Origin of the sequence: Pelagimonas varians, assembly GCF_003208435.1 — a bacterium.
Taxonomy (GTDB): Bacteria; Pseudomonadota; Alphaproteobacteria; order Rhodobacterales; family Rhodobacteraceae; genus Pelagimonas; species Pelagimonas varians.
In genome coordinates this window covers 23,099-45,647 of the sequence record NZ_QKMF01000011.1, presented here as the reverse complement: position 1 = coordinate 45,647, position 22,549 = coordinate 23,099, and the positions used below count along the sequence as shown (strand labels likewise).

Below are 22,549 nucleotides of genomic sequence, written 5' to 3'. Positions count from 1 at the left end.
ATACGCTAACACAGGTGCTAATTAGAGCCCGTAAACAGGGGCCGACAGGAAAAAGAGCAGAGTCATGGAAGCAGAAACGCTTGCCCTAGCGCAGGAGATAGATTTCTCCATGTGGGGACTATTCGCGCGGGCCACACTTACCGTTAAGTTGGTGATGTTGTTGTTGATCATCGCGTCGGTTTGGTCTTGGGGGATCATTTTCGACAAGTTGATGTCCTATCGCAAAGCCCGCAAAGAGGCGAAAGCCTTTGACAAGGCATTTTGGTCCGGCGAGCCGTTGGATGAGTTGTTTGACCAAATCGGAGTTGAGCCGAAGGGCAGGGCGGAACGGATTTTCGCCGCTGGTATGATGGAATGGCGCCGCAGTCACCGCGAAGATGGCGGGCTGATCGCTAACGCCCAAAGCCGTATCGACAGATCCATGGATGTCGCTATCCAAAAAGAAGCTGAGGCACTTCAAAAGGGGCTGCCGGTTTTGGCGACCGTTGGCTCTACCGCGCCATTTGTCGGCTTGTTCGGGACGGTTTTCGGCATCATGAACGCCTTTATCGAAATCGCCCAGCAACAAAATACGTCTTTGGTGGTTGTCGCCCCGGGTATCGCCGAAGCCCTTTTGGCAACGGGCCTTGGTTTGATGGCCGCGATTCCGGCGGTTGTATTTTACAACAAACTGTCCGCGGACAGTGACCGTATTATCGCAGGCTATGAGAGTTTCGCAGACGAGTTTTCGACGATCCTTAGCCGCCAGTTGGATTCCTGAGCCATGGGCGCGGGTGTCATGAAAAACGGCGGAGGCGGCAGCCGCCGCAGACGTGGCCGCAGAGGCGGGGCCGCACCAATGTCGGAAATCAACGTCACGCCTTTTGTGGATGTGATGCTGGTGCTGTTGATCATATTTATGGTCGCGGCCCCGCTGTTGACTGTCGGCGTACCTGTGGAACTGCCCAAAACGGCTGCGCAGGCTTTGCCGCAAGAGACTGAGGAACCGCTGACAGTTTCCATCGCTGCTGATGGCACAGTGTTGATCCAAAGCACCGAAATCGACCGCGCCGATCTGATCCCGCGTCTGCGGGCAATTGCGGCTGAACGCGCTGATGATCGGGTCTATTTGCGTGCTGATGGCGTTGTGCCCTACGAAGATGTTGCCCAAATTATGGGCGCGTTGAACGCGGGTGGCTTTTCGTCGATTGGTTTGGTGACAGATGTGGGTGGGCCGGCCTTGAACGGCCCCGGTAACTAAGGCGCTGACGTGCAACGCGGGCTATACATATCAGGTGGGGCGCATGCTCTGGCAATTGGATGGTTGCTTTTTGGCGGGCTGTTTCATTCAGCGCCGCCCGAAATGCAGGTCGCCAATGTAACGGTTCTATCTGAACAGCAATTCGCAGCATTAACGCAGTCAAGCCCGTCGCCCGTTGCCCCTGATCCTGCCCCGGCGCAACCCAGCCCGCCCGAGCCTGAACCAGACCCCGTTCGGCCGACGCCTCGCCCTGACCCGCAGCCTGCGCCGCAGCCTGATCCGCAACCGGTGCCGCCCGCACCGCAACCCGAAGCATTGCCGCAAATCCCGCAGCCACCGGAACCGGCTGAGGTGACAGACACGCCGCCGGTTTTGGTGCCGCCGGATCCAGAGCCTGACGCGCCCATTGCACCCGAACCTGCGCCGCTGCCCAGCACCTCTGCACCTGTGCGGTCGGTGCGTCCGAAACCGCGCCCCGCGCCGCGTGTTGCCCCGACACCTGTTGCCCCGCCTGACCCCGATAGTGTCGTTGCCGAAGAAACGCAGAGGGCTGTGTCGCCTGATGCTTCGTCGCCTGACAAGGCAGAAGAAGCCCAAGAAGCGACCGCACCCGAGGAAGCGACCTCTGAAATTATCACCGAGGCCGAGACGCCGTCCGGTGCGCCGACCGCTTCCTTGCGCCCGCAGGCCCGGACACCGCGCGCTGCCGCTGAGACGCCGCCCGCTGCCGAAGCCGCACCTGCGGTTCCCAGCGCGGATGATGCTTTGAATGCAGCCCTTGCCGAAGCATTGGCCGGTGGTGGAACCAACTCAGCCCCGGCTGGTCCGCCGATGACACGTGGTGAAACCGACGGGCTTAAATTAGCTGTAGAAGCCTGCTGGATTGTTGATGTTGGCAGTCAGGCGGCAAATGTGACCGTAACCGTAGGCTATGAGCTGGACCGTGAAGGCCGCGTTTTGGCCGGAACCTTGCATATGATTTCGTCTCAAGGTGGCACTGGCGCGGCCGTCGAAGCAGCGTTTCAATCTGCGCGCCGCGCCGTTTTACGGTGTCAGGCAAGTGGATATAAGCTGCCACCAGAGAAGTATGACCACTGGAAAAGGGTCGAAATGACCTTTGACCCGTCCCAGATGCGCCTTCGATGAGTGATGTTTTGCGCAATTCCCCGCCAATTCCAATGCAAAGGGGTATTTGTGCTGCAAGGAATTATGGCTAAAGTGCCTCAAGCCGGTCACAGAGCCGGGGCACTAGGACAGAGCAGTTCCCGAGGAGGGACCAAGATGCAAACCCGTCTGGTACAGATGTTGCTGGCTATTATGCTGGCACTGACCCCTTCTTTTGCCATGGCGCAAGAACCGCTTCGGTTGACGTTGGATACAGGTGTGGTTGAGCCCATGCCCTACGCGGTCCCGAACTTTGTGCCTGAAAACTCGGATGCAATGGTTCATTCGCAAAATATCAGTCGGGTGATTGCCGATGATTTGTCCGGCACAGGGCTATTCCGCGAAATCGCTCGGGATGCGCATATCTCAACCGTGAGCAGCTTTGGCGCACCCGTGCAGTTTGCTGATTGGAAAGCGATCAATGCGCAGGCTTTGATTACCGGTGCTGTGAGCACAGATGCATCTGGCCGCGTGATCGTCAAATTCCGCGTTTGGGATGTCTTTGCCGGCCAAGAGCTGGGACAGGGCATGCAGTTCGCATCCGACGCGGATGGATGGCGCAGATTGGCCCACAAGGTGGCAGATCAGGTCTATTCCCGATTGACCGGTGAATCGCCGTATTTTGATAGCCGTGTGGTGTTTGTTTCCGAAACCGGGCCCAAGAACAAACGTGAAAAACGACTGGCTTTGATGGATTATGACGGCACCAATGTGCAATACCTGACCGACAGCAGCTCGATCGTTCTTGCCCCTCGCTTTTCCCCATCAGGCGATCGGGTTTTGTATACCAGCTATGCCACCGGGTTTCCCCGTGTTCATGTATTGACCGTGGGCAATGTTCAAAGCCGGATCTTGCAGTCCAATGACGGTGTCATGAGCTTTGCACCGCGGTTTTCACCGGATGGGCGCACGGTGGTCTATTCGATGACCCAAGGGTCAAACACAGACATTTGGGCAATGGATGTAGCCACCACAGCAACCCGCCGTTTGTCCGTTTCGCCTGCCATTGAAACCGCCCCAAGCTATAGCCCGGATGGCAGCCAGATCGTGTTTGAATCCGATCGCTCGGGAACGCAGCAGCTGTATACAATGGCTGCCAGTGGCGGGGAACCGACCAGGATCAGTTCGGGCAAAGGGCGGTACGGCACACCGGTTTGGTCGCCGCGCGGCGATTTGATCGCCTTTACCAAACAAAACGAAGGCCGCTTTCACATTGGCGTGATGCGAACCGACGGATCAGAAGAGCGGCTTCTGACAGCGTCGTTTCTGGATGAAGGGCCAACATGGGCCCCCAATGGTCGTGTGCTGATGTTTGCCCGCGAAACCCAAGGCGCACAGGGGGCTTCGGCCTTGTATTCAGTAGATATTTCAGGCCGAAATTTGAAACGTGTGCGCACACCGGCCGGGGCGTCAGATCCCAGCTGGGGGCCTCTGCAGTAATGAACCAGCGGGCGCTTGCACAGCTTTGTGAAGCGGATTCCCGAGAGCGTCAGGCTGTGCTAGTCTGCGCTCAACGCAAAGAGCAGGACAGGTAATAATGACCCATTTTCCCAAAGCGCTGATGCTGGTGGCCGCCCTTGGCCTTGCCGCCTGTACCAGCCCCGACCGATTTGGTGACGGCGGCGCAGGGGCCGGTGCTGGCACCTTGGATCCACTTCCGGGCTATGCGGCCGGCAGTGCCGATGACCCGACTTCGGTGGCGCATTTTCAGGAACGCATTGGCGACCGGGTTTTGTTCTTGGTCGATCAAGCCAGCGTAACAGCCGAAGGGCGCACGACATTGGACAAGCAAGCGCAATGGCTGCTGACCAATTCCGATTACCTCGCGGTGATTGAAGGCCATGCGGATGAACAGGGCACGCGCGAATACAACCTTGCGCTGGGTGCGCGCCGAGCGAATGCGGTCATGGAATACCTCGTGGCCCGTGGGGTTCCGGCATCGCGTCTGAAATTTGTCAGCTACGGCAAGGAACGCCCGCTGGAGATTTGTTCGCAAGAAGCGTGTTACGCGCAAAACCGACGGGCTGTGACAATTCTTTCCGCCGGTCTGACGGGGTAACCACATGCGTTTTGGCATCGCTTTGGGGCCTTTTCTGGCCGTCGCACTGACCGCAGGGGGCACCTCGGCTCAGCAATCCGAGACCTTGGCAGATATCCGACAAGACATAGTCGTCTTGTCGGTTGAATTGCAGCGTCTAAAGCAAGAGTTGAACACCACAGGCGGCAGCGCTGTAGTGGTGTCCGGAGATCAGTTGGACCGGATCAACGCGATCGAAGGGCAGTTGCAGCGGATCACAGCCAAAACCGAAGAGCTAGAGTTTCGCATCAGCCGCGTTGTCAAAGATGGCAGCAACCGGCTGGGAGATCTTGATTTCCGGCTCTGCGAGCTGGAACCGGATTGTGATATCTCAACGCTGGGCAAGGCTGCGACACTCGGCGGAGACGCTGTCCCGGTGGCAGTGCCCGCTCCGGCGATTGAAGAACCCTCAGATGGCTTTGTGCTCGGCGGTGGTCAGTTGGCCGTGAGTGAAGAGGCCGATTTTCTGGATGCACAAAAAGCGCTGACGGATGGCGAGTATGCAGCCGCCGCGCAGTTGTTTGCCCTGTTTCGTGAAACCTATCCACTTGGTCCGCTTGAAGCGGCTGCTTTGGTTGCAGAAGGCCGCGCGTTGGACGGGACGGGCGACACTCGCGAAGCTGCACGGCGCTATCTAAAGGCCTACTCCGGCTATCCTGATGATCGTTCCGCCCCGGAAGCGCTTTGGCGTTTGGGGGTCTCTTTAGGGGCACTTGGGTCACAACCCGAAGCCTGCGTGACATTGGCAGAAGTGTCGGGCCGGTATCCTGCCTCTGACTTTGCCACCAACGCAAAACGAAGCCGCGCGGACCTCGGCTGCGAGTGACCCGAAGCCCGCAAAGTCTTGAGCAACGCTTTGCCGACTCGATGGGCGGTCTGTTGGGGCCGGATTTTCCCGGTGACATCGGTCTGGCCGTGTCTGGTGGCGGCGACAGTATGGCGATGCTGACCCTTGCGCACAACTGGACACGTGTCTGGGGGGTGCGGTTATGGGTTGTCACGATAGACCACGGGCTACGCCGCGAAAGCGCGACCGAGGCCGCGATGGTCGCGCAGGAATGTGCGGCGCTTGGCTGGCCACATGCAACGGTGAAATGGCATTGGGACGGCTCAGGGAATTTGCAGGATGCGGCCCGTCAGGCCCGATTGGACCTGATTGATCGCTGGCGCGGTGTGTTGCGCCATGTTTTGATGGCCCATACCAAGGATGATTTGTCAGAGACATTTTTGATGCGTTTCAAGCGCGGTTCGGGCGTCGATGGATTGTCGGCGATGCGAGATCGAAGAGAGATACATGGCGCTGGATCCGCAGCCGCGCTCGAAGAGAATGAATTTCTGGGGGAGCTGCCACCGCAATCTGGGTTCCGGGAAGCTCGTGAAATGCAATCGGACAGCTTTGAAGTGTTGCGCCCCTGTTTGTCGATGCGTCGCGAAGACCTGCGCCACTATCTGACTGTGCTCAAGACCCCCTGGGCCGAAGATCCCTCAAATCTTGATCCCAAATATGAACGTGTGCGCGTGCGGCAGTCCTTGCCGGACTTGGACAGGCTTGGCCTTAGCGTTGATTTGATTGCCGAGACTGCGAAAAGGTTGCGTCGCGCACAAGAGGCATTGCAGCAACGTGCGGTGCAGGTCTGGCGCGACATTGGCCATGAGGGGAGGACAGAATATGCGCGAACAGGCGACATTCTATTAACCCGATCAGGTTTCGATGGCGTTGAACGGGAAACGCAACTTCGGCTCTTGGCAGCTGGGCTTCAATATGTGTCCTCGGCACCGTACCGGCCACGGGCAGAGCCTCTAGAAGCGCTGCTTGATCGGCTGTTGGGCGGCGGCGGCGGCACCTTGCACGGATGCGAATGTCGGGCGGAAAAGGAACAATTGCGTATTTTTCGGGAAGAAAAACCCCTGAAGAATCTGACCTCACCCGATCCGCAACACGGGTTTTGGGATCAAAGGTGGCGAATCCCTGCACCGCTGCCTGACGGCGCGCAGATTCGCAATCTGGGTGATGAGGGATGGCGATTGATTGAAAATAAGCGGGATACCGCAATACCTTATCATGCAGCGCGCAGCTTGCCTGCCGTTTGGAAAGGTGATGTTTTATTGGCCTGTGACGCATTTGGCGTCGGGCCGGGGGGGGGCTTGGCGTTATGGCCCCATGGCCGTGCGGGGCACAGCTTTGCCCGCTTCCTTCTTTCGCATTGAAGTAGCGCGTTTCATCTCTATGTTACCTTTCAACAGTCGGGGTGTGTGTTTGCACCCCTTTCCCTTTCGTCGACACCTGGGAGATTTGCCTTGGGCAACGCTCGTAATATAGCCTTCTGGATCGTTCTATTCGTTCTGATCCTCGCACTTTTCAGCCTGTTCTCAGGCGGTGGAACGACATTGCAAAGCAAGGAGTCCAGTTACTCCGACTTTGTGGATGCGGTTGAAGCCAAGTCCGTTCAAAATGCGGTCATTGACGGTGAGCAAATCCGTTTTCGAACCACTGACGGTCAAGAGCTTATGACCATCAAACCCGAAGATGCGTCTGTGACCACGCTGCTGATCGAAAATAACGTGCCAGTGCGTGCCGAACAGCAAGAGCAGTCGACCTTCCAATCCTTCATTATCGGCATCTTGCCTTTCCTCTTGCTGATCGGTGTGTGGATTTACTTCATGAACCGCATGCAGGGCGGCGGCAAAGGCGGCGCGATGGGCTTTGGCAAATCCAAGGCCAAGCTTCTGACCGAAAAGTCAGGCCGAGTGACCTTTGATGATGTCGCCGGTATTGATGAAGCCAAGGAAGAGCTGGAAGAGATCGTAGAGTTTTTGCGCAACCCGCAAAAATACAGCCGTCTTGGCGGCAAGATCCCCAAAGGTGCTTTGCTTGTCGGTCCTCCCGGTACAGGTAAAACCCTTCTGGCGCGGGCCATTGCTGGCGAAGCGGGCGTTCCGTTTTTCACCATCTCGGGGTCTGACTTTGTTGAAATGTTTGTGGGTGTTGGTGCAAGCCGTGTGCGCGACATGTTCGAGCAAGCCAAGAAAAATGCCCCGTGCATTGTATTCATCGACGAAATCGATGCCGTTGGCCGCGCACGTGGCCAAGGTCATGGCGGCGGTAATGACGAGCGCGAACAAACGCTCAACCAGTTGCTTGTCGAAATGGACGGCTTTGAAGCCAACGAAGGTGTAATCATCGTTGCGGCTACCAACCGCCGTGACGTTCTTGACCCAGCCTTGCTGCGTCCGGGCCGTTTTGACCGTCAGGTCACCGTTCCCAACCCGGATATCAAAGGCCGCGACAAAATCCTTGCGGTTCACGCCCGCAAGATCCCGCTGGGCCCTGATGTAGACCTGCGCATTATTGCACGCGGAACACCGGGCTTTTCCGGTGCCGATTTGGCGAACCTTGTGAACGAAGCCGCTTTAATGGCTGCCCGCGTGGGTCGCCGTTTCGTAACGATGGAAGATTTTGAGCAGGCCAAGGACAAGGTCATGATGGGCGCAGAACGCCGGTCGATGGTTTTGACGGACGAGCAAAAAGAAATGACCGCTTACCATGAAGCGGGTCACGCCTTGGTCGGGATTCATCTGCCAAAATGCGATCCGGTCTATAAAGCGACGATTATTCCGCGTGGCGGCGCATTGGGCATGGTGATGAGCCTGCCAGAGATTGACCGTCTCAACATGTTCAAGGATGAATGCCACCAGCGTTTGGCCATGACTATGGCCGGTAAAGCGGCTGAGATCATCAAATACGGTGAAGATCAGGTTTCGAACGGTCCTGCAGGTGACATCCAACAGGCCAGTGGCTTGGCGCGGGCAATGGTTCTGCGTTGGGGCATGTCTGACAAGATCGGCAACATCGATTACTCCGAAGCCCACGAAGGCTATCAGGGGAACACTGCTGGTCTGTCGGTCTCTGCGCATACCAAAGAGCTAATCGAAGAAGAAGTACGCGGCTTTATCCAGACCGGTTATGATCAAGCGCGCGAAATCATTTTGGAGCGCCAAGATGACTTTGAACGTCTGGCTCAAGGGCTGTTGGAATATGAAACGCTGACCGGTGAAGAAATCCAGCGGGTGATGCGCGGCGAGCCGCCTCATTCCGAAGATGGCGACAGTGGTAGTGGCGTCGAGGCCGAAAAACCCAGCCTGACCGCAATTCCAAAAACCAAACCCAAGGCTAAACCTGCGGGCGACGGTGACATGGAACCGGAACCCAACGCGTGAGTAATCGGCAGGGCGCACAATGGAACCCCGGAGCTTATCACAAGTTCAAAGGACTCCGTTTGCGCCCTGCCATCGACCTGATCCACGCACTACCGGCCTTGCCAGCAGGGCCAATTGTGGACTTGGGCTGTGGCAGCGGTGCGGCGGGCCCAGCCTTGAAAAACCTTGGCGCACCGCTGATCGGCGTCGACAGCAGCGCCGAGATGCTGACCGAGGCCAATACCAGCGGACACTATGACAGTCTCACCAAAATCGACATTGCTGATTGGTCTGCACAAACCCCTCCGGCTTTGATCTTTTCGAATGCCGCGCTGCACTGGCTGCCGGATCATGCAGATTTATTGCCGCGTTTGGTCGGGTCTTTGGCACCCGGCGGCACATTGGCTTTGCAGATGCCGCACCAAAACAACGCCCCGTCACATCGCATCTGGAAAAGCCTCACAGAAGAATTCTGGCCGGGCCGCATTGATTTTGACAGCGGTCCGCGGGTTTTACTTCCGGCGACATACTACCATATGTTGGCTCCGCTCGGAGAGCTTAGCCTGTGGGAAACCGAATACTATCAAATGTTGGCCCCGTCTGATGTCGGGCATCCGGTTCGACGGTTCACCGAAGCCACTTATGCGCTGCCCATTTTGCAAAACCTGAATGAAGATGAGCAAACCCGTTTGATTAGCGCCTATGAGGCGGTGATCGGATCCGCTTATCCAGCGGCGGATGATGGTACGGTTCTGTTTCCTTTCCGGCGCCTCTTCATGATTTTGACGCGGACCGACGCAGCCTAGCTTTGTGTATTCGCGATCTGCTTGAAACGTCGCGCGGCATTCTATTTTACTGGGGCTGACAGTCAGCGCAAATTTTGCGTGCACCCAAAGGATTCAGATTCCATGCCAGCCTTAAAACAAACCGATTTTTTCGCAACTATCACGTGGTTGGGGACTGTACCGCTGGGCGATGGCCTGCGCGCGGTGCCAGCCCAAGACATGACATTGGATTGGGATGGCCCGCTTGGTGAAAAGCATGGCGGAAGAACCCGGCCATCATGCAGCCGCGTGACATCGCAGCACACGCGGGGAACGGACATTGCCAATGTACGTCAGCTGTCGGTGGTGTCCCAAGAAGAGCTGGATGCAATTGCGCGCGATATGGGGCTTGGGGGACTGGAGCCTGAATGGCTTGGCGCGACGTTGGTCATCCAAGGCATTGCGGATTTCAGCTTTGTTCCGCCGTCGTCGCGGTTGCAGGCAGAAAATGGCACCACTTTGATTATTGATATGAACAATCGCCCCTGCATCTACCCTGCCAAAGAAATCGAGTCCGACAAACCGGGTTTTGGCCCCAAGTTCAAATCGGCAGCCAACGGAAGGCGCGGCGTCACCGCTTGGGTGGAACGTCCGGGCGTTTTGGCGATGGGTGACAGGATGCGGCTGCATATTCCTGACCAGCGTCAGTGGGCCCCTGACGCACAGTGACCAAATGAGCGGGTCGGGAACAAGGGTTTCCGATGCACTCCCTTTGGTTTTGCGCGCGCCGCAACAACGCCTAGAAATGTCGGATTCGCAGTGACGCGCTGTCGTTTCAGAGGATATCGGTGGATCAACGACACATGCATTTCGACAGGGATCGCACACATGGCTTTTAAAACCGACATCCAAATTGCCCGTGAGGCCAAGAAAAAGCCTATCATGGAAATTGGTGCCAAGCTTGGCATCGATGCAGAGCATCTGCTGCCTTATGGCCACGACAAAGCCAAAGTCAGCCAAGAGTTCATCAACTCGGTTCAAGATCGTGAAAACGGCAAGCTGATCCTCGTGACGGCGATCAACCCGACGCCGGCTGGCGAAGGCAAGACCACCACCACCGTTGGTTTGGGCGATGGTCTAAATGCTATTGGCAAAAATGCCATGGTCTGTATCCGAGAAGCATCGCTTGGTCCCAACTTCGGGATGAAGGGCGGCGCGGCCGGGGGCGGCATGGCGCAGATCGTGCCAATGGAAGAAATGAACCTGCATTTCACTGGGGACTTTCACGCGATTACCTCGGCTCACAACCTGCTGTCGGCAATGATCGACAACCACATTTATTGGGGCAATGAGCTGGAAATCGACGAACGCCGTGTGACTTGGCGTCGGGTTCTGGACATGAACGACCGTGCGCTGCGCGACACCGTTACTTCTCTGGGCGGCGTGGCCAACGGCTTCCCCCGTCAAACCGGTTTCGACATTACGGTTGCCTCCGAAGTTATGGCGATCTTGTGCCTCGCCAAAGACCTCAGCGATTTGCAATCTCGCTTGGGTGACATGATTGTGGCTTACCGTCGTGACCGCAGCCCGATCTATGCACGCGATATCAAAGCTGATGGCGCGATGACGGTTCTGCTGCGCGACGCCATGCAACCCAACCTTGTTCAAACGCTTGAAAACAACCCTGCCTTTGTGCATGGCGGTCCATTTGCTAACATTGCGCATGGCTGTAACTCTGTCACCGCGACAACCACTGCGTTGAAACTGACAGACTATGTTGTGACCGAAGCGGGCTTTGGTGCTGACCTTGGCGCTGAAAAGTTCATGAACATCAAATGCCGCAAAGCAGGTTTGGCACCTGATTGTGTCGTCCTTGTTGCCACCATTCGTGCCATGAAAATGAACGGCGGCGTGGCCAAAGCTGACCTTGGTGCTGAAAACGTGGACGCGGTGAACGATGGCTGTTCGAACCTTGGTCGCCACATTGGTAACATCAAGCAGTTCGGTGTGCCGGTCGTTGTCGCCATCAACCACTTTGTGACCGACACCGATGCCGAAGTGCAGGCGGTTATCGACTTTGTAGAAACCCAAGGCTCAGAAGCTATCCTTTGCAAGCACTGGGAAAAAGGGTCTGAAGGCACCAAAGAACTGGCAACACGCGTGGCAGAAATTGCCGATGCAGGTGTATCGCAGTTTGCACCGCTCTATGAAGACGAATTGCCATTGTTCGAAAAGATCGAACGTATCGCAACGTCGATCTACCGCGCCGATGAAGTTATTGCTGACAAGAAAGTCCGCGATCAACTGCGCGCTTGGGAAGAGGCCGGTTACGGTCATCTGCCAATCTGTATCGCCAAGACGCAGTACAGCTTCTCGACCGATCCGTCCTTGCGCGGTGCGCCGACAGGCCATTCGGTGCCAGTACGTGAAGTGCGTCTGAGCGCGGGGGCCGGTTTCGTTATCGTTATTTGCGGTGACATCATGACCATGCCAGGGCTGCCACGTAAACCGGCTGCAGAAAACATTCGGATCAACGAAGAAGGACTGGTCGAAGGCCTGTTCTGATCTGATTGCAGACCAAGCAAAGGCGGGGTAGGGCAGGGCTGTCATTTTTTCAACTATGGACACATTATGCCCGACCTCGCTGTTAGCCCGGAAAACTGCCATGACATGCCGGCCCTGCGCACGCAGATTGATGCGCTGGACCGGGACTTGATTGCCCTGCTGAAAAAGCGGGTGACCTATATCGACAGGGCTGTCGAGATCAAGGCTGGCGCAGGGTTGCCAGCCAACATTCCGTCCCGTGTTGAAGACGTTGTTGCCAAGGTAAAAGCCGCAGCTCAAGAACAGCAGCTGGACCCCGAGTTAGCCGAGGCGCTCTGGCGGCATTTGATTGATTGGTCGATTGCCCGCGAGGCGAAGACGATCAAACTAGATTGAAAGGCTGGCCATGCGCGCGGCGATAATTGACGGAAAATCCATCGCTGCAGACATGCGCGCCGAGGTGGCCAAAGATGCAGGTGTTTTGGCCGATGCAGGTTGGGCACCCAAGCTGGTGTCGATCAGCATTGGCGACACTGCCGCCGCCGAGTTATATGTGCGGAACCAACAAAAGCAGGCAAACTCTGCTGGTGTGGAGTTTGAGGCGCGCAATTACCCGGCGGAAACTTCGCTGGAGCAAATGACCGGTATTTTGCAGGGTCTCAACGCAGATCCGCGTGTCAACGGGATCATTATTCAACGTCCGTTGCCCGATCATATCCCCGTTAAGGCGCTGCAAAAAATGGTGCATCCTTTAAAAGATGTTGAAGGGATGCACCCTGCCAGTATCGGGAATATCGTTTACAACGATCTGGCGCTTGGCCCCTGCACTGCGGTCGCAGCGGTTGAAATTCTGAAAACCCTGCCGATGGACATGGAAGGGCTGAACGTGACTGTGATCGGCCATTCCGAAATCGTCGGCAAACCGATCGCGTTTTTGATGATGGGTCTTGGGGCGACGGTCACAGTCTGCCACCATATGACCCGATCTGTCGCCATGCATTCCCGCGCGGCGGACGCCGTGTTTGTGGCCGTGGGCAAACCGGGGCTGGTGACGGGCGATATGCTGAAACCGGGCGCGGCGCTGATCGATATTGGCATCAACCGGATCGAAACGCCCGAGGGCGGAAAAACCGTGGGCGACGCCGATTTTGACAGCTGTGCCGAAGTGGCTGGATGGATCACGCCGGTTCCCGGCGGCGTCGGACCGGTGACCGTGGCCACCTTGATGAAAAACGCCGTTCTGGCAACCCGCATGCAGATGGAACAGTATCGGGATGCCTATGCCCGCACAGATATCTAAAAGGAAATGGTTTGAAATCTCCGATGTGGATTTTGCCACTGGTCATGCTGCCGATCGTACTTACGACAGCTGCTGGAGTTGGAGGCGTCTTGTTGGTTTTGTTTATCTTGCCTGATGCAGGCAAGGCGTTGGGCTATGTTGGGGTTTTCTGTGCGGTTTCTACTGCATCGATATGGAAGAAATACTTTGAATACCTCGGGCTGAAAATGTCCGGACCAGGATGGAGAAAGAAATGACAGCGACAGTGATCGACGGCAAAGCCTTTGCCGCCAAAGTACGCGGCCAAGTGGCCGAGCATGTGGCCCGCCTCAAAGAGGAACACGGGATCACCCCCGGTTTGGCTGTGGTTCTGGTCGGCGAAGATCCCGCGTCGCAGGTCTATGTCCGGTCCAAGGGGAAAATGACCGTTGAATGCGGCATGAACTCCTATGAACACAAGCTGCCTATCGACGTGTCGCAAGAGGAACTCTACGCCCTTCTGGCCAAGTTGAACGCCGATCCGGCGGTGCACGGAATTCTTTGTCAATTTCCGGTTCCAGCCCACCTAAGCGAAACCGATATTGTCGCCCAAATCGACCCTGCCAAGGATGTCGATGGCTTGCACGTCATCAACGCCGGTTTGCTTGCATCGGGGCAAAAGACACTGGTGTCATGCACGCCATTGGGCTGCCTGATGCTGCTGCGCGATCACCTTGGGTCTTTGTCGGGCAAGTCGGCCGTCATTGTAGGTCGCTCGAACCTGGTCGGCAAACCTGTGGCGCAACTGTTGTTGCAAGACAGCTGCACCGTGACCATCGCCCATAGCCGCACCAAGGATCTGGCGGATGTTGTACGCGGCGCGGATATCGTAGTTGCCGCTGTGGGTCGCCCCGAAATGGTGACAGGCGATTGGATCAAACCCGGTGCGACTGTGATCGACGTGGGTATCAACCGCATCGATGCTCCTGAAAAGGGCCTCAAAGAAGATGGCAGCGTCAAAACACGCTTGGTTGGGGATTGTGATTACGCAAGCTGCGCCGAAGTGGCCGGTGCGATCACGCCGGTTCCGGGCGGCGTTGGCCCAATGACTATCGCTTGCCTATTGGCAAATACTGTGACGGCCTGCTGCCGCGCCAATGGTTTGGCAGAGCCCGAAGGGCTGACCGTCTAAGCCCCCAAAACTACGTCTCAAGCGCGATCGGCACCATGGTGCCGGTCAGCGTGGCGATGTGTTTCTCAATCCCGTCTTTGACGGCATAAACATCCGCCGAAGATACGATTTGCCGCCGACCCGGTTTGATAACCTTGCCGCGTGCAATCAAAACGTCACCAATCGCCGGTGACAGCAAGTGCACTCCGATTTCAGATGTGACAACCGCCTGCGTAGTGGGCAGCAGTGTCATGGCCGCGCAGCCCGCCGCTGTGTCACCCAAGGTGAAGGTCAGGCCAGCATGGCCAAACCCGTTGTGTTGCAGAAAGCCTGCAGACAAGGGTGCTGTTATCTCGACGGTGCCATTGCCAACATGGGTCAGGTTTGCACCGATGGTTTTCATCATGCTTTGCAGGGCAAAACCGCGGCGGATATGTTCTTCAATGCTCATCCGATGATCGGATCACGCAATGCGGATTCCGGCAAGGCTTCCGCTACGTCGCACGGCGCGGCATCGGAATTGCCGCAGGATGCGCACCGGTCAGAATCGCCAAGGCATCGGGACGCATCAGATTGCACAACACTGGGGTGTCGCTTCGCAGCCCCCCCGTATAGGCCCCATAGGCGGGCAGAATAAGCCGGTCCCTATCCATTAAAAAGCACGGGCGGCTTAGCGTGCGGCCACGCAAGGCAAGGCGCGCTTTGGGGTGGTAGTGGCCGGACACCTCGCCAGTTTCATCTGGACAGGCAATATGGCGAAACGTCAGGGGTGTTATCGTTCGTTCGGCCAGATGGCTGCCGCCCAAGGACACCGGTCCGGGATCATGGTTGCCCTCGATCCAGATCCAGTCGCGCCCGGCTTGCAGGCGGGTTATCCAAAGCCGGTCATATTCAGGCAGAGCGTCTGCCACATCAGGGGCGTCAAAGCTGTCACCAAGGCAGATCAGTGTTTGGGCCTTTGTCTGCGCAAGATCGGTTTCAAGCTTGAGCAATGTGTCCGCGGTCTCATAGGGCGGCAGTTGAGCGCCGCCCACGGCAGACAGTCGGGCTGATTTCCCGAAGTGCAAGTCCGAGACAACCAACAGGCTTTGCTCAGGCCAAAACAGGGCACCGGTGGGCAATGCATGAAGGCTTGCACCGCAAAATGAGAATTCGAACGTCTTCATAGGGTCGCCTTGTCGATTTGTGTCAGGCCGCTGGCCCCCATCAACCTGTCCAATTCCTCGGCCAATAATCGCTCTTCTGCCTCGCCCTTTACCGGCACTTTGCCAACCTCCAAGAACATGGGGGCCGCCAACGGGGTGACCTTTTCCAAAGCGATGTGGTCAATACGTCCCTGAACGCGCCCACACATTTCACGGATGCGGGCGAAATCGACCAGACCGCGCATGGCTTCGTCGCGGGTGATTTGCATCAGCAAATGGTCCGGATCGTATTTCAGCAAAGTGTCGTATAAAATATCCGACGACATCGTCGCCTGCCGTCCGGTTTTGCGCTGCCCGCCCAGCTGCCGTTCGATCAGCCCTGCGATGGTGGCACAGCCGCGAAAGCTGCGTTTCATCACCGCGTTTCCGGCCAGCCAGCCGTCAAGGCCAGCCTCGAGCATATCGAGATCAAACAGCGGCGCGGGATCGTGAACCGCATCCAGCCCCCAGATAAGCGTGGCATAATCCGTGGAGACAAAACCCATCGGAGCCAGCCCCATCTCCTCCATCCGTTTGGTCAGCAGCAGACCCAAAGTCTGTTGGGCATTGCGGCCGGCAAACCCATAGACAACCATTTGATGACGCCCGTCGTGTGGAAAGGTTTCAATTTGCAAACGTCCGGGTTGGGGCAGGGCCGATACTTCGCCTTGCAAGCGTAACCAATCGGCGGTGTGGGGGGGCAGGGCGCTGAAATCTCCCGCTTGGAAATAGCGCAAGATGCGCTGCGACAATTGTGTCGAGGTGGCGAATTTGGTGCCTGAAAACACGGCAACCTTGGGTTTGCGGCCCGGATCGCGGCTGACTTCGACCACCAATTCGCGCAGCCCTTCATAGCGCACGATCTGGCCGCCGATCAAAAACGTATCGCCCTTGGTCAATTGCGCGGCAAAGCTTTCTTCAACTTCGCCCAATGAGGCCCCACGGCCACGCCATTTGACCTTGAGTTTGTCGCTGTCTTGAATGGTGCCGATATTCTGCCGAATCCGCAGGGCAGAGCGCGGGTCGCGCAATTGCCACTGGCCACCGGGCCGTTGCTGCAAACGTTGCCATTGATCATAGGCCCGCAGTGCATAGCCGCCCGTGGCACAAAAATCGAGACAGGCGTCAAATTCGGCCCTGCCTAGCGCGGCAAAGGGACCGGCACCGGTCATCTCAGAGTATAGATCATCGGCCTCAAACGGGCCTGCGCTGGCCGCGATCAAGATATGTTGGCACAAAACATCGCGTGGTCCGGCCCCGCGCGGATCGCCGTCCAGATCATGTTCGCGGACCGCTTCAAGCGCGGCCAGACATTCGACAACTTCGAACCGGTTGGCAGGCACCAAAAGGGCTTTGGACGGCGCATTAAAGCGGTGGTTGGCGCGGCCGATCCGCTGCACCAAGCGTTTGACGTTTTTGGGGGCACCGACTTGGATCACCAGATCGACGTTGCCCCAATCAATGCCCAAATCCAGCGATCCAGTGCAGACAATCGCCCGTAGATCGCCGCGCACCATGGCCGCTTCTACTTTTTCGCGCTGGCCACGGTCGAGCGATCCATGGTGGATGCCAATCGGCAATCCGTCCTCATTTACCAGCCACAGGTTACGAAAGAATAATTCGGCCTGCGCGCGGGTGTTGTGAAAGATCAACGTGGTTTTGTGCTGCTTTACTTGTTCCAAAACGGCTGGAATTGCATATTTCGCGCCGCCGCCGGACCATGGCGGAGCCTCATGCGTGGTTAACATCTGGATATCGGGATCGGGGCCTGGGTCGGCGTTGATAATCTCGCAAGGGTCAGGCGCGCGGGCCAAAAATCGGGCGATGGCGTCAGGGTCTTCGACCGTTGCGGACAGGCCAACGCGGCGCAGGTCCGGACAAAGGGTCTGCAACCGCGCCAGTGCCAACATCAACTGATCGCCACGTTTGCTATCGGCAAGGGCGTGGATTTCGTCAACAACGACCCGTTTTAGGCCCGCGAACATACGCGGCGCGTCAGGATAGCTGGTCAGCAAGGCCAGAGATTCCGGTGTGGTGAGCAAGATATGCGGCGGGTCGGCGCGTTGGCGTTTTTTGCGGCTTGCGGGGGTGTCACCGGTGCGATCTTCGACCCTGATGTCCAGTCCCGCCTCTTCGATCGGTGTCCGCAGGTTGCGTTTGATATCGGCAGCCAAAGCCTTGAGCGGGCTGACATAAAGCGTGTGCAAGCCCGGTTTCAGATCGGCGGAAAGCTCTGCCAAAGTTGGCAAGAATCCTGCAAGAGTTTTGCCCCCGCCCGTCGGAGCAACAAGCATCAATGACGGTGCCGATGCACGGTTCAGCATGGCCTGTTGATGTGGGTGCATGTTCCAGCCGCGGGTTTCAAACCAGCGTGCCAAAGGAAGGGGAAGATCGTTCATCCCGATAGGGTAGCGCGTCAAGAACAAAAGAAAAACACTGATGTAGGCGGGCTGCCGGTTTGTGCGAGGTTGGACAATGTGACGCCGCGTCTCGGGGCTTTTCATCTGGATGGAAACAAGGTCTTGTTTCGCAAGGGGAGAGACTATGCTGCACGGTATCCGGATTTTAGAATTTGAAGCGCTGGGGCCTGCGCCCTTTGCCGGTATGTTGCTGGCCGACCTTGGGGCGGATGTGACGGTTGTTCACCGAAAAACAGCTGCTGATACGCCGGGCAAGCAAGAACGCAATTTGTTGGATCGTGGCAAGCGGTCAATTGCCCTTGATCTAAAAGACACCGCAGATCTTGCCGTCGCCCATGCACTGATTAAAGGGGCTGACGGGCTGACCGAAGGTATGCGGCCCGGAGTTATGGAGCGTCTGGGATTGGGGCCGAAAGAGGCGCATGCCTTGAACCCGTCGTTGGTTTACGGGCGCATGACCGGCTGGGGCCAAGACGGGCCGCGCGCGGCGCAAGCGGGGCATGATCTGAATTATCTCAGCCTCAGCGGGGCGTTGTTTTACGGCGGCTTGCCAGCTGATGTGCCGGGGGTGCCGCCGACGATGTTGGGCGACATTGGCGGCGGGGCGATGTATCTGGCGGTCGGAATGCTGGCTGGCCTTCTGCGCGCCAAACAGACCGGGCAGGGCACTGTTGTCGACGCCGCAATCGTTGACGGGGCCAGTCACATGATGGCGCTGCTCCTGTCGATGGGGGGGCAGTTTTCGACAGCCGCACGGGGGGAGTCCTTGCTGGACGGGCCGCATTGGTCGCGATGCTATCGCTGTGCGGATGGCGGCTTTGTTTCAGTGCAATGCCTTGAACCAAAGTTTTACGCAATGTTTTTAAATTTGATGGGCCTTGCGGATGATCCGGACTTCGCCGCGCAATTTGACCAAGGGCTTTGGCCGCAGCAAACATCGCGTTTGGCAGCGCTATTTGCGCTTCACCCACGGGCGCATTGGGCCGAAATCTTTGATGGAACCGATGCCTGCGTTGCGCCGGTCTTGTCCCCAAGCGAGGCACGCAGAGATCCACATATGTCAGCCCGCGCGATTTGGGGGGCGGACGGTCCTGCTGCTGCGCCGCGATTTGACGGGGCAGAGCCAAGTGCACCCAAACAAAGCCCGATGCGCGGTCAGCACAGCGCCGATATTCTAAGCGATCTCAAACAAAGAGGCCTGTTGTGACACAGTCTGAATTCTTTGCCGATTTACTGCGCACCCGCGCGTCTTGTCGCGGTTTCCGCCCTGAAACGGTGTCCCATGAAGTGATAGACGCGGTGCTGGCCGATGCGCAGTATGTGCCGTCGTGGTGCAATTCCCAACCGTGGCATGTGACAGCCTGCGGGGCAGAAGAAACAGCGCGTCTGGCAACCGCGCTGTACGATCATGTGGTGGACGCGCCGCACGCAAGTGATATCGCGTTTCCCGCGGCCTATGAAGGCGAATACCAAGCCCGCCGACGCGCCTGCGGTTGGCAATTGTATGAGGCCGTGGGAATCGAAAAAGGTGATCGCGCCGGATCAGCCCAACAAATGCGCGAAAACTTTCGCCTGTTTGGCGCGCCGCATTTTTTGTTGATCACGACCCCCAAGGCCTTGGGCCCCTATGGGGTGCTGGATTGCGGGGCCTTTGTCACAGCGGTGCTGTTGGGCCTTCAGGCGCGGGGGTTCGGGGGGATCGCAATGGCCTCGATTGCGGGGTTTTCACCCTTTATGCGCGACTGGTTTGATGTCTCGGAAGAGCGTGATGTGCTGTGCGGGATTGCGCTGGGTCGCCCTGATCCGGACCACCCAGCCAATCAATTCCGCACTGCCCGTGCCCCGGCGCAGGAAGCGGTCAGCTGGCGCTAGGCTTCTTCTAGCCTGTCGGTTGCTGGCGGCGGTGTGGCGCTAAGCGCGGATAGGCGGGCATAGAGTGCATCATCCATCGGAAAGCGCATTCCCTCTAGCGACGGGCGCAATTGCGTGGCGGAACGGGCCGACAAAATTGGCACCGGCCTGACGCTGTGATGGGCCACCCAAGCCACGGCAAGCGTTGCCGGATCTGTACCAACTTCGGCACCTAGATCGACCAAGGCCTGCGCAGTATCGTGCATCTGTTTCTGGCCATAGCGGGCCCCGTAACGTTCGTCTTCGGTCAATCGTCCACCGCGACCACCCGAATATTTCCCTGTCAAAAGCCCGCCGCCAAGCGGAGAATAGGGAACCGGCAAGATGCCTTCGGAGGCGCACATCGGCAAGATTTCAACTTCGACCTGACGTTTCACCAGATTATACATCGGCTGGATCACGTCGATACGTGTACCGAATGTGGCGGCGACAGATTGCGCCTTCATCACCTGCCATGCAGCAAAGTTTGACACCCCGATGAAACGGATTTTGCCGGCTGATTGCAGTTCGGCCAAGGTTTCAAAAGATTCTTCTAAGGGCGTGTCGTCGTCAAACCGGTGCAGGTACAGCAGATCAACCACATCCATTCCAAGGCGAGATCGGCTTTGATCAAATGTTGTCAGAATGTTTTCGCGCGAACTGCCGCCAGCATATCCAGCTTTTGTGGCAATAAACAGTTTCTCGCGCTCATTGGCCGCGAAATTTCCCAAAAGGGTTTCAGATGCACCCTCCGTGTAAGCGTGTGCCGTGTCAAAATGGCGAATGCCTGCTTCGCGGCAGGCGTCGAACAATGCTTGGCTGGCAGTTTCATCGGCTCGGCCGCCAAATTGCATGGTGCCAAAGGCGAAACGGGCGGGGCTATCCCCCGATAGGGTTGTAAGCTGTGTCATACGGGCAAGGTTACACAAAGATACAGATTGCAAAAGCCCTTGTGAGGGGCAGGGCGAGAGGCGTGGGGCACTTAGGTGCAACTGGACAAGGCAGGCTGTGCCGTGCAGGTTGATCCCATGCGCATGGCTTTTATTCTCCCCTTTGTGGTTTCGCTTTCACCCGCCGGTGCAAGCGAGATGTGCACCGAGGACGCGATGATCGTCTTTGACGGCTCTGGCTCTATGGCGGAAATGGGGTTCAACACAATCAATGAACCCCGTATTTTCGAAGCGCGCCGCGCCCTGCACACCGCATTGCCAACCATCGGGCAATCACGTCGTCTTGGGTTGATCATCTATGGTCCAGGTGGCGAAGGAGGATGCGGAAATGTCGATGTGCGGTTTGGTCCCCAGTGGGAAGCGGCTCCGAAAATCTTGGATGACGTTGATGCATTGGAACCGGACGGCGACACCCCATTGACCGAGGCCGTTGCAGCGGCCGCAGACGCCCTGAATTACCAAACCCAACCCGGTGCGATTGTTCTGGTCACGGATGGCAAGGAAACCTGCGGCGGCGATCCATGTGCTTTGGCGGCGCAATTGGCGGCCAAGGGCAAAGATCTGACCGTGCATGTGATTGGCTACAAGGTGCGCGGCGATCAATTCGCTTGGGAAGGCGAAGGTCACAACGATTACAACGAAGCGATCAGCGTTGCCAGTTGTTTGGCGGACCGGACAGGCGGGCAATATGTGGGCGCTGAAACGGTAGATCAACTGGTTGGCGCATTGCGGGTGACATTGGGCTGCTCGGTGATTGGGCGGTTGGATTAAGACACAAAGAAAATCACGGTTGTAACGGCGCCGACGGCGGTGACAAACCAGCGAAGCAGATCTGTGCGCTTGATCCGGCGGCTTTGGCTGGCACCCACATAGCCGCCGATGCTGACTGCAACGCCTATGACTAAAGCAGGCTGCCATTCTATCAGATCGGCCGAAATAAATGCGACGGATGACACCACCGAGATAATGGCCGAGATCACGTTTTTCAGCCCATTCATCCCATGCAGGTTCTGGAACCCAAGCAGGCTGAAGGCAGCCAGCAACATGATGCCAAGACCGCCATTAAAGTAGCCGCCGTACACCGCAACCATCATGATCGCTATGCCTGAGGCAATCACACCCGCCTGGCCCAAGCCGCGCGACTTGGCGAATTTCAAAATCAACGGGCCTGCGCCGAACAAGACGGTTGCGATCAGCAAAAGCCATGGAACAACACCGACAAACACATCACTGGGGGTGACGATCAACAGCAACGCACCGATCACCGCGCCAACAGTAGAGACTGCGAAAATTGCGCGCAAAGACAGGCTGCCTTCGGCTTTGACGTCGTGGCGAAAGGCCCATGCCGCCGACACATACCCTGGCAAAGCCCCCAAGGTTGATGTCGCGTTGGCGGCAACCGGCGGAATGCCAAACCAGACCAAAGCAGGAAAGGTCAGGAAAGTACCGCCGCCCGCTATCGCGTTCAAAATGCCCGCAGCGAATCCAGCACCGAATAGAACCATCATTTCCAACATGTCGCGCCCTCCGTGCAGCCCGATAGCTATGCTGGCACAACCGTAGAATGGCAAGCATGCAGACGAATGCGCGGGGTGATGACATGGCGTAGAACGGGGTAGTTCTGGCTCACGCGCGCATCAAAAAGGGCCACCCAAGCTTTGGGCGGCCCTCGGATTTTGTTTAACTGGTG

The 22,549-nt window shown here is 57.4% G+C and carries 23 protein-coding genes; 18 read left to right on the top strand and 5 right to left on the bottom strand.

Features of this window, described 5'->3' with window-relative positions:
* Window positions 1–64: 64 nt before the first annotated feature.
* The 15 genes from tolQ to folD all read left to right on the top strand — a co-directional run bounded on the left by tolQ (window position 65) and on the right by folD (window position 14,436).
* Window positions 65–760, top strand: a complete 696-nt coding sequence (gene tolQ / locus C8N36_RS14675; protein WP_097805447.1) for a protein TolQ — start codon at window positions 65–67, stop codon at window positions 758–760.
* Between the two features lie 3 nt (window positions 761–763).
* Window positions 764–1,240, top strand: a complete 477-nt coding sequence (tolR, locus tag C8N36_RS14670) for a protein TolR (protein WP_097805446.1) — start codon at window positions 764–766, stop codon at window positions 1,238–1,240.
* Between the two features lie 9 nt (window positions 1,241–1,249).
* Window positions 1,250–2,386, top strand: a complete 1,137-nt coding sequence (locus C8N36_RS14665) for a cell envelope biogenesis protein TolA (protein ID WP_097805445.1) — start codon at window positions 1,250–1,252, stop codon at window positions 2,384–2,386.
* Window positions 2,387–2,542: 156 nt separating this feature from the next.
* A complete protein-coding gene (tolB, locus tag C8N36_RS14660; protein WP_370739160.1) occupies window positions 2,543–3,844 on the top strand; it encodes a Tol-Pal system beta propeller repeat protein TolB in 1,302 nt (433 codons plus the stop codon).
* Between the two features lie 97 nt (window positions 3,845–3,941).
* Window positions 3,942–4,463, top strand: a complete 522-nt coding sequence (pal, locus tag C8N36_RS14655; protein WP_097805443.1) for a peptidoglycan-associated lipoprotein Pal — start codon at window positions 3,942–3,944, stop codon at window positions 4,461–4,463.
* Between the two features lie 4 nt (window positions 4,464–4,467).
* Entirely contained in the window at window positions 4,468–5,307 is an 840-nt protein-coding gene (locus tag C8N36_RS14650) for a tetratricopeptide repeat protein (RefSeq protein WP_110767914.1), read from the top strand.
* Complete coding sequence (tilS, locus tag C8N36_RS14645; RefSeq protein ID WP_245910846.1) at window positions 5,304–6,689, top strand: tRNA lysidine(34) synthetase TilS; 1,386 nt, start codon at window positions 5,304–5,306, stop codon at window positions 6,687–6,689. Before C8N36_RS14650 ends, tilS begins: the two co-directional genes overlap by 4 nt.
* A gap of 90 nt (window positions 6,690–6,779) precedes the next feature.
* Entirely contained in the window at window positions 6,780–8,699 is a 1,920-nt protein-coding gene (gene ftsH / locus C8N36_RS14640; protein ID WP_097805441.1) for an ATP-dependent zinc metalloprotease FtsH, read from the top strand.
* Window positions 8,696–9,484, top strand: a complete 789-nt coding sequence (locus C8N36_RS14635; protein ID WP_245910844.1) for a methyltransferase domain-containing protein — start codon at window positions 8,696–8,698, stop codon at window positions 9,482–9,484. The genes ftsH and C8N36_RS14635 overlap by 4 nt, the downstream gene beginning before the upstream one ends.
* Window positions 9,485–9,586: 102 nt before the next feature.
* Window positions 9,587–10,171: an MOSC domain-containing protein gene (locus C8N36_RS14630; RefSeq protein WP_097805440.1), complete on the top strand. Its 585-nt coding sequence runs from the start codon at window positions 9,587–9,589 to the stop codon at window positions 10,169–10,171.
* 159 nt (window positions 10,172–10,330) lie between these two features.
* Window positions 10,331–12,007 carry a formate--tetrahydrofolate ligase gene (locus C8N36_RS14625; protein ID WP_097805439.1) on the top strand — a complete coding sequence of 559 codons (1,677 nt, stop codon included), beginning with the start codon at window positions 10,331–10,333 and terminating at the stop codon, window positions 12,005–12,007.
* A gap of 66 nt (window positions 12,008–12,073) precedes the next feature.
* A complete protein-coding gene (locus C8N36_RS14620) occupies window positions 12,074–12,382 on the top strand; it encodes a chorismate mutase (protein WP_097805438.1) in 309 nt (102 codons plus the stop codon).
* A 10-nt stretch (window positions 12,383–12,392) separates the two neighbouring features.
* A complete protein-coding gene (locus C8N36_RS14615) occupies window positions 12,393–13,286 on the top strand; it encodes a bifunctional 5,10-methylenetetrahydrofolate dehydrogenase/5,10-methenyltetrahydrofolate cyclohydrolase (protein ID WP_097805437.1) in 894 nt (297 codons plus the stop codon).
* Between the two features lie 11 nt (window positions 13,287–13,297).
* Window positions 13,298–13,522, top strand: coding sequence for a hypothetical protein (locus C8N36_RS14610; RefSeq protein ID WP_141468113.1), 225 nt, complete (start codon window positions 13,298–13,300; stop codon window positions 13,520–13,522).
* Window positions 13,519–14,436: a bifunctional methylenetetrahydrofolate dehydrogenase/methenyltetrahydrofolate cyclohydrolase FolD gene (gene folD / locus C8N36_RS14605; RefSeq protein WP_097805550.1), complete on the top strand. Its 918-nt coding sequence runs from the start codon at window positions 13,519–13,521 to the stop codon at window positions 14,434–14,436. Before C8N36_RS14610 ends, folD begins: the two co-directional genes overlap by 4 nt.
* 10 nt (window positions 14,437–14,446) lie before the next feature.
* Here folD and C8N36_RS14600 read toward each other — a convergent pair whose 3' ends face one another.
* From C8N36_RS14600 to C8N36_RS14590, 3 genes are read right to left on the bottom strand one after another with little or no spacing between them, the layout of a single operon-like run.
* Window positions 14,447–14,866, bottom strand: coding sequence for a PaaI family thioesterase (locus C8N36_RS14600; protein ID WP_097805435.1), 420 nt, complete (start codon window positions 14,864–14,866; stop codon window positions 14,447–14,449).
* 43 nt (window positions 14,867–14,909) lie between these two features.
* Window positions 14,910–15,581: a ligase-associated DNA damage response endonuclease PdeM gene (gene pdeM, locus C8N36_RS14595; RefSeq protein ID WP_097805434.1), complete on the bottom strand. Its 672-nt coding sequence runs from the start codon at window positions 15,579–15,581 to the stop codon at window positions 14,910–14,912.
* Window positions 15,578–17,998, bottom strand: coding sequence for a ligase-associated DNA damage response DEXH box helicase (locus tag C8N36_RS14590; RefSeq protein WP_097805549.1), 2,421 nt, complete (start codon window positions 17,996–17,998; stop codon window positions 15,578–15,580). The genes pdeM and C8N36_RS14590 overlap by 4 nt, the downstream gene beginning before the upstream one ends.
* 145 nt (window positions 17,999–18,143) lie before the next feature.
* Here C8N36_RS14590 and C8N36_RS14585 point away from each other — a divergent pair, with 145 nt between their 5' ends.
* Both C8N36_RS14585 and C8N36_RS14580 read left to right on the top strand, forming a co-directional pair.
* Window positions 18,144–19,226, top strand: coding sequence for a CaiB/BaiF CoA transferase family protein (locus C8N36_RS14585; protein ID WP_097805433.1), 1,083 nt, complete (start codon window positions 18,144–18,146; stop codon window positions 19,224–19,226).
* Complete coding sequence (locus tag C8N36_RS14580; RefSeq protein ID WP_097805432.1) at window positions 19,223–19,891, top strand: nitroreductase; 669 nt, start codon at window positions 19,223–19,225, stop codon at window positions 19,889–19,891. Before C8N36_RS14585 ends, C8N36_RS14580 begins: the two co-directional genes overlap by 4 nt.
* Here the strand turns inward: C8N36_RS14580 and C8N36_RS14575 are convergent.
* A complete protein-coding gene (locus C8N36_RS14575; protein ID WP_097805431.1) occupies window positions 19,888–20,820 on the bottom strand; it encodes an aldo/keto reductase in 933 nt (310 codons plus the stop codon). The genes C8N36_RS14580 and C8N36_RS14575 overlap by 4 nt on opposite strands.
* A gap of 75 nt (window positions 20,821–20,895) precedes the next feature.
* Between C8N36_RS14575 and C8N36_RS14570 the strand changes: the two genes are divergently transcribed.
* Window positions 20,896–21,630: a vWA domain-containing protein gene (locus C8N36_RS14570; protein ID WP_245910843.1), complete on the top strand. Its 735-nt coding sequence runs from the start codon at window positions 20,896–20,898 to the stop codon at window positions 21,628–21,630.
* Here C8N36_RS14570 and C8N36_RS14565 read toward each other — a convergent pair.
* On the bottom strand, window positions 21,627–22,376 hold the full coding sequence (locus C8N36_RS14565; protein WP_097805430.1) for a sulfite exporter TauE/SafE family protein: 750 nt from the start codon (window positions 22,374–22,376) through the stop codon (window positions 21,627–21,629). The two genes, C8N36_RS14570 and C8N36_RS14565, sit on opposite strands and share 4 nt — an antisense overlap.
* Between the last annotated feature and the right edge of the window lie 173 nt (window positions 22,377–22,549).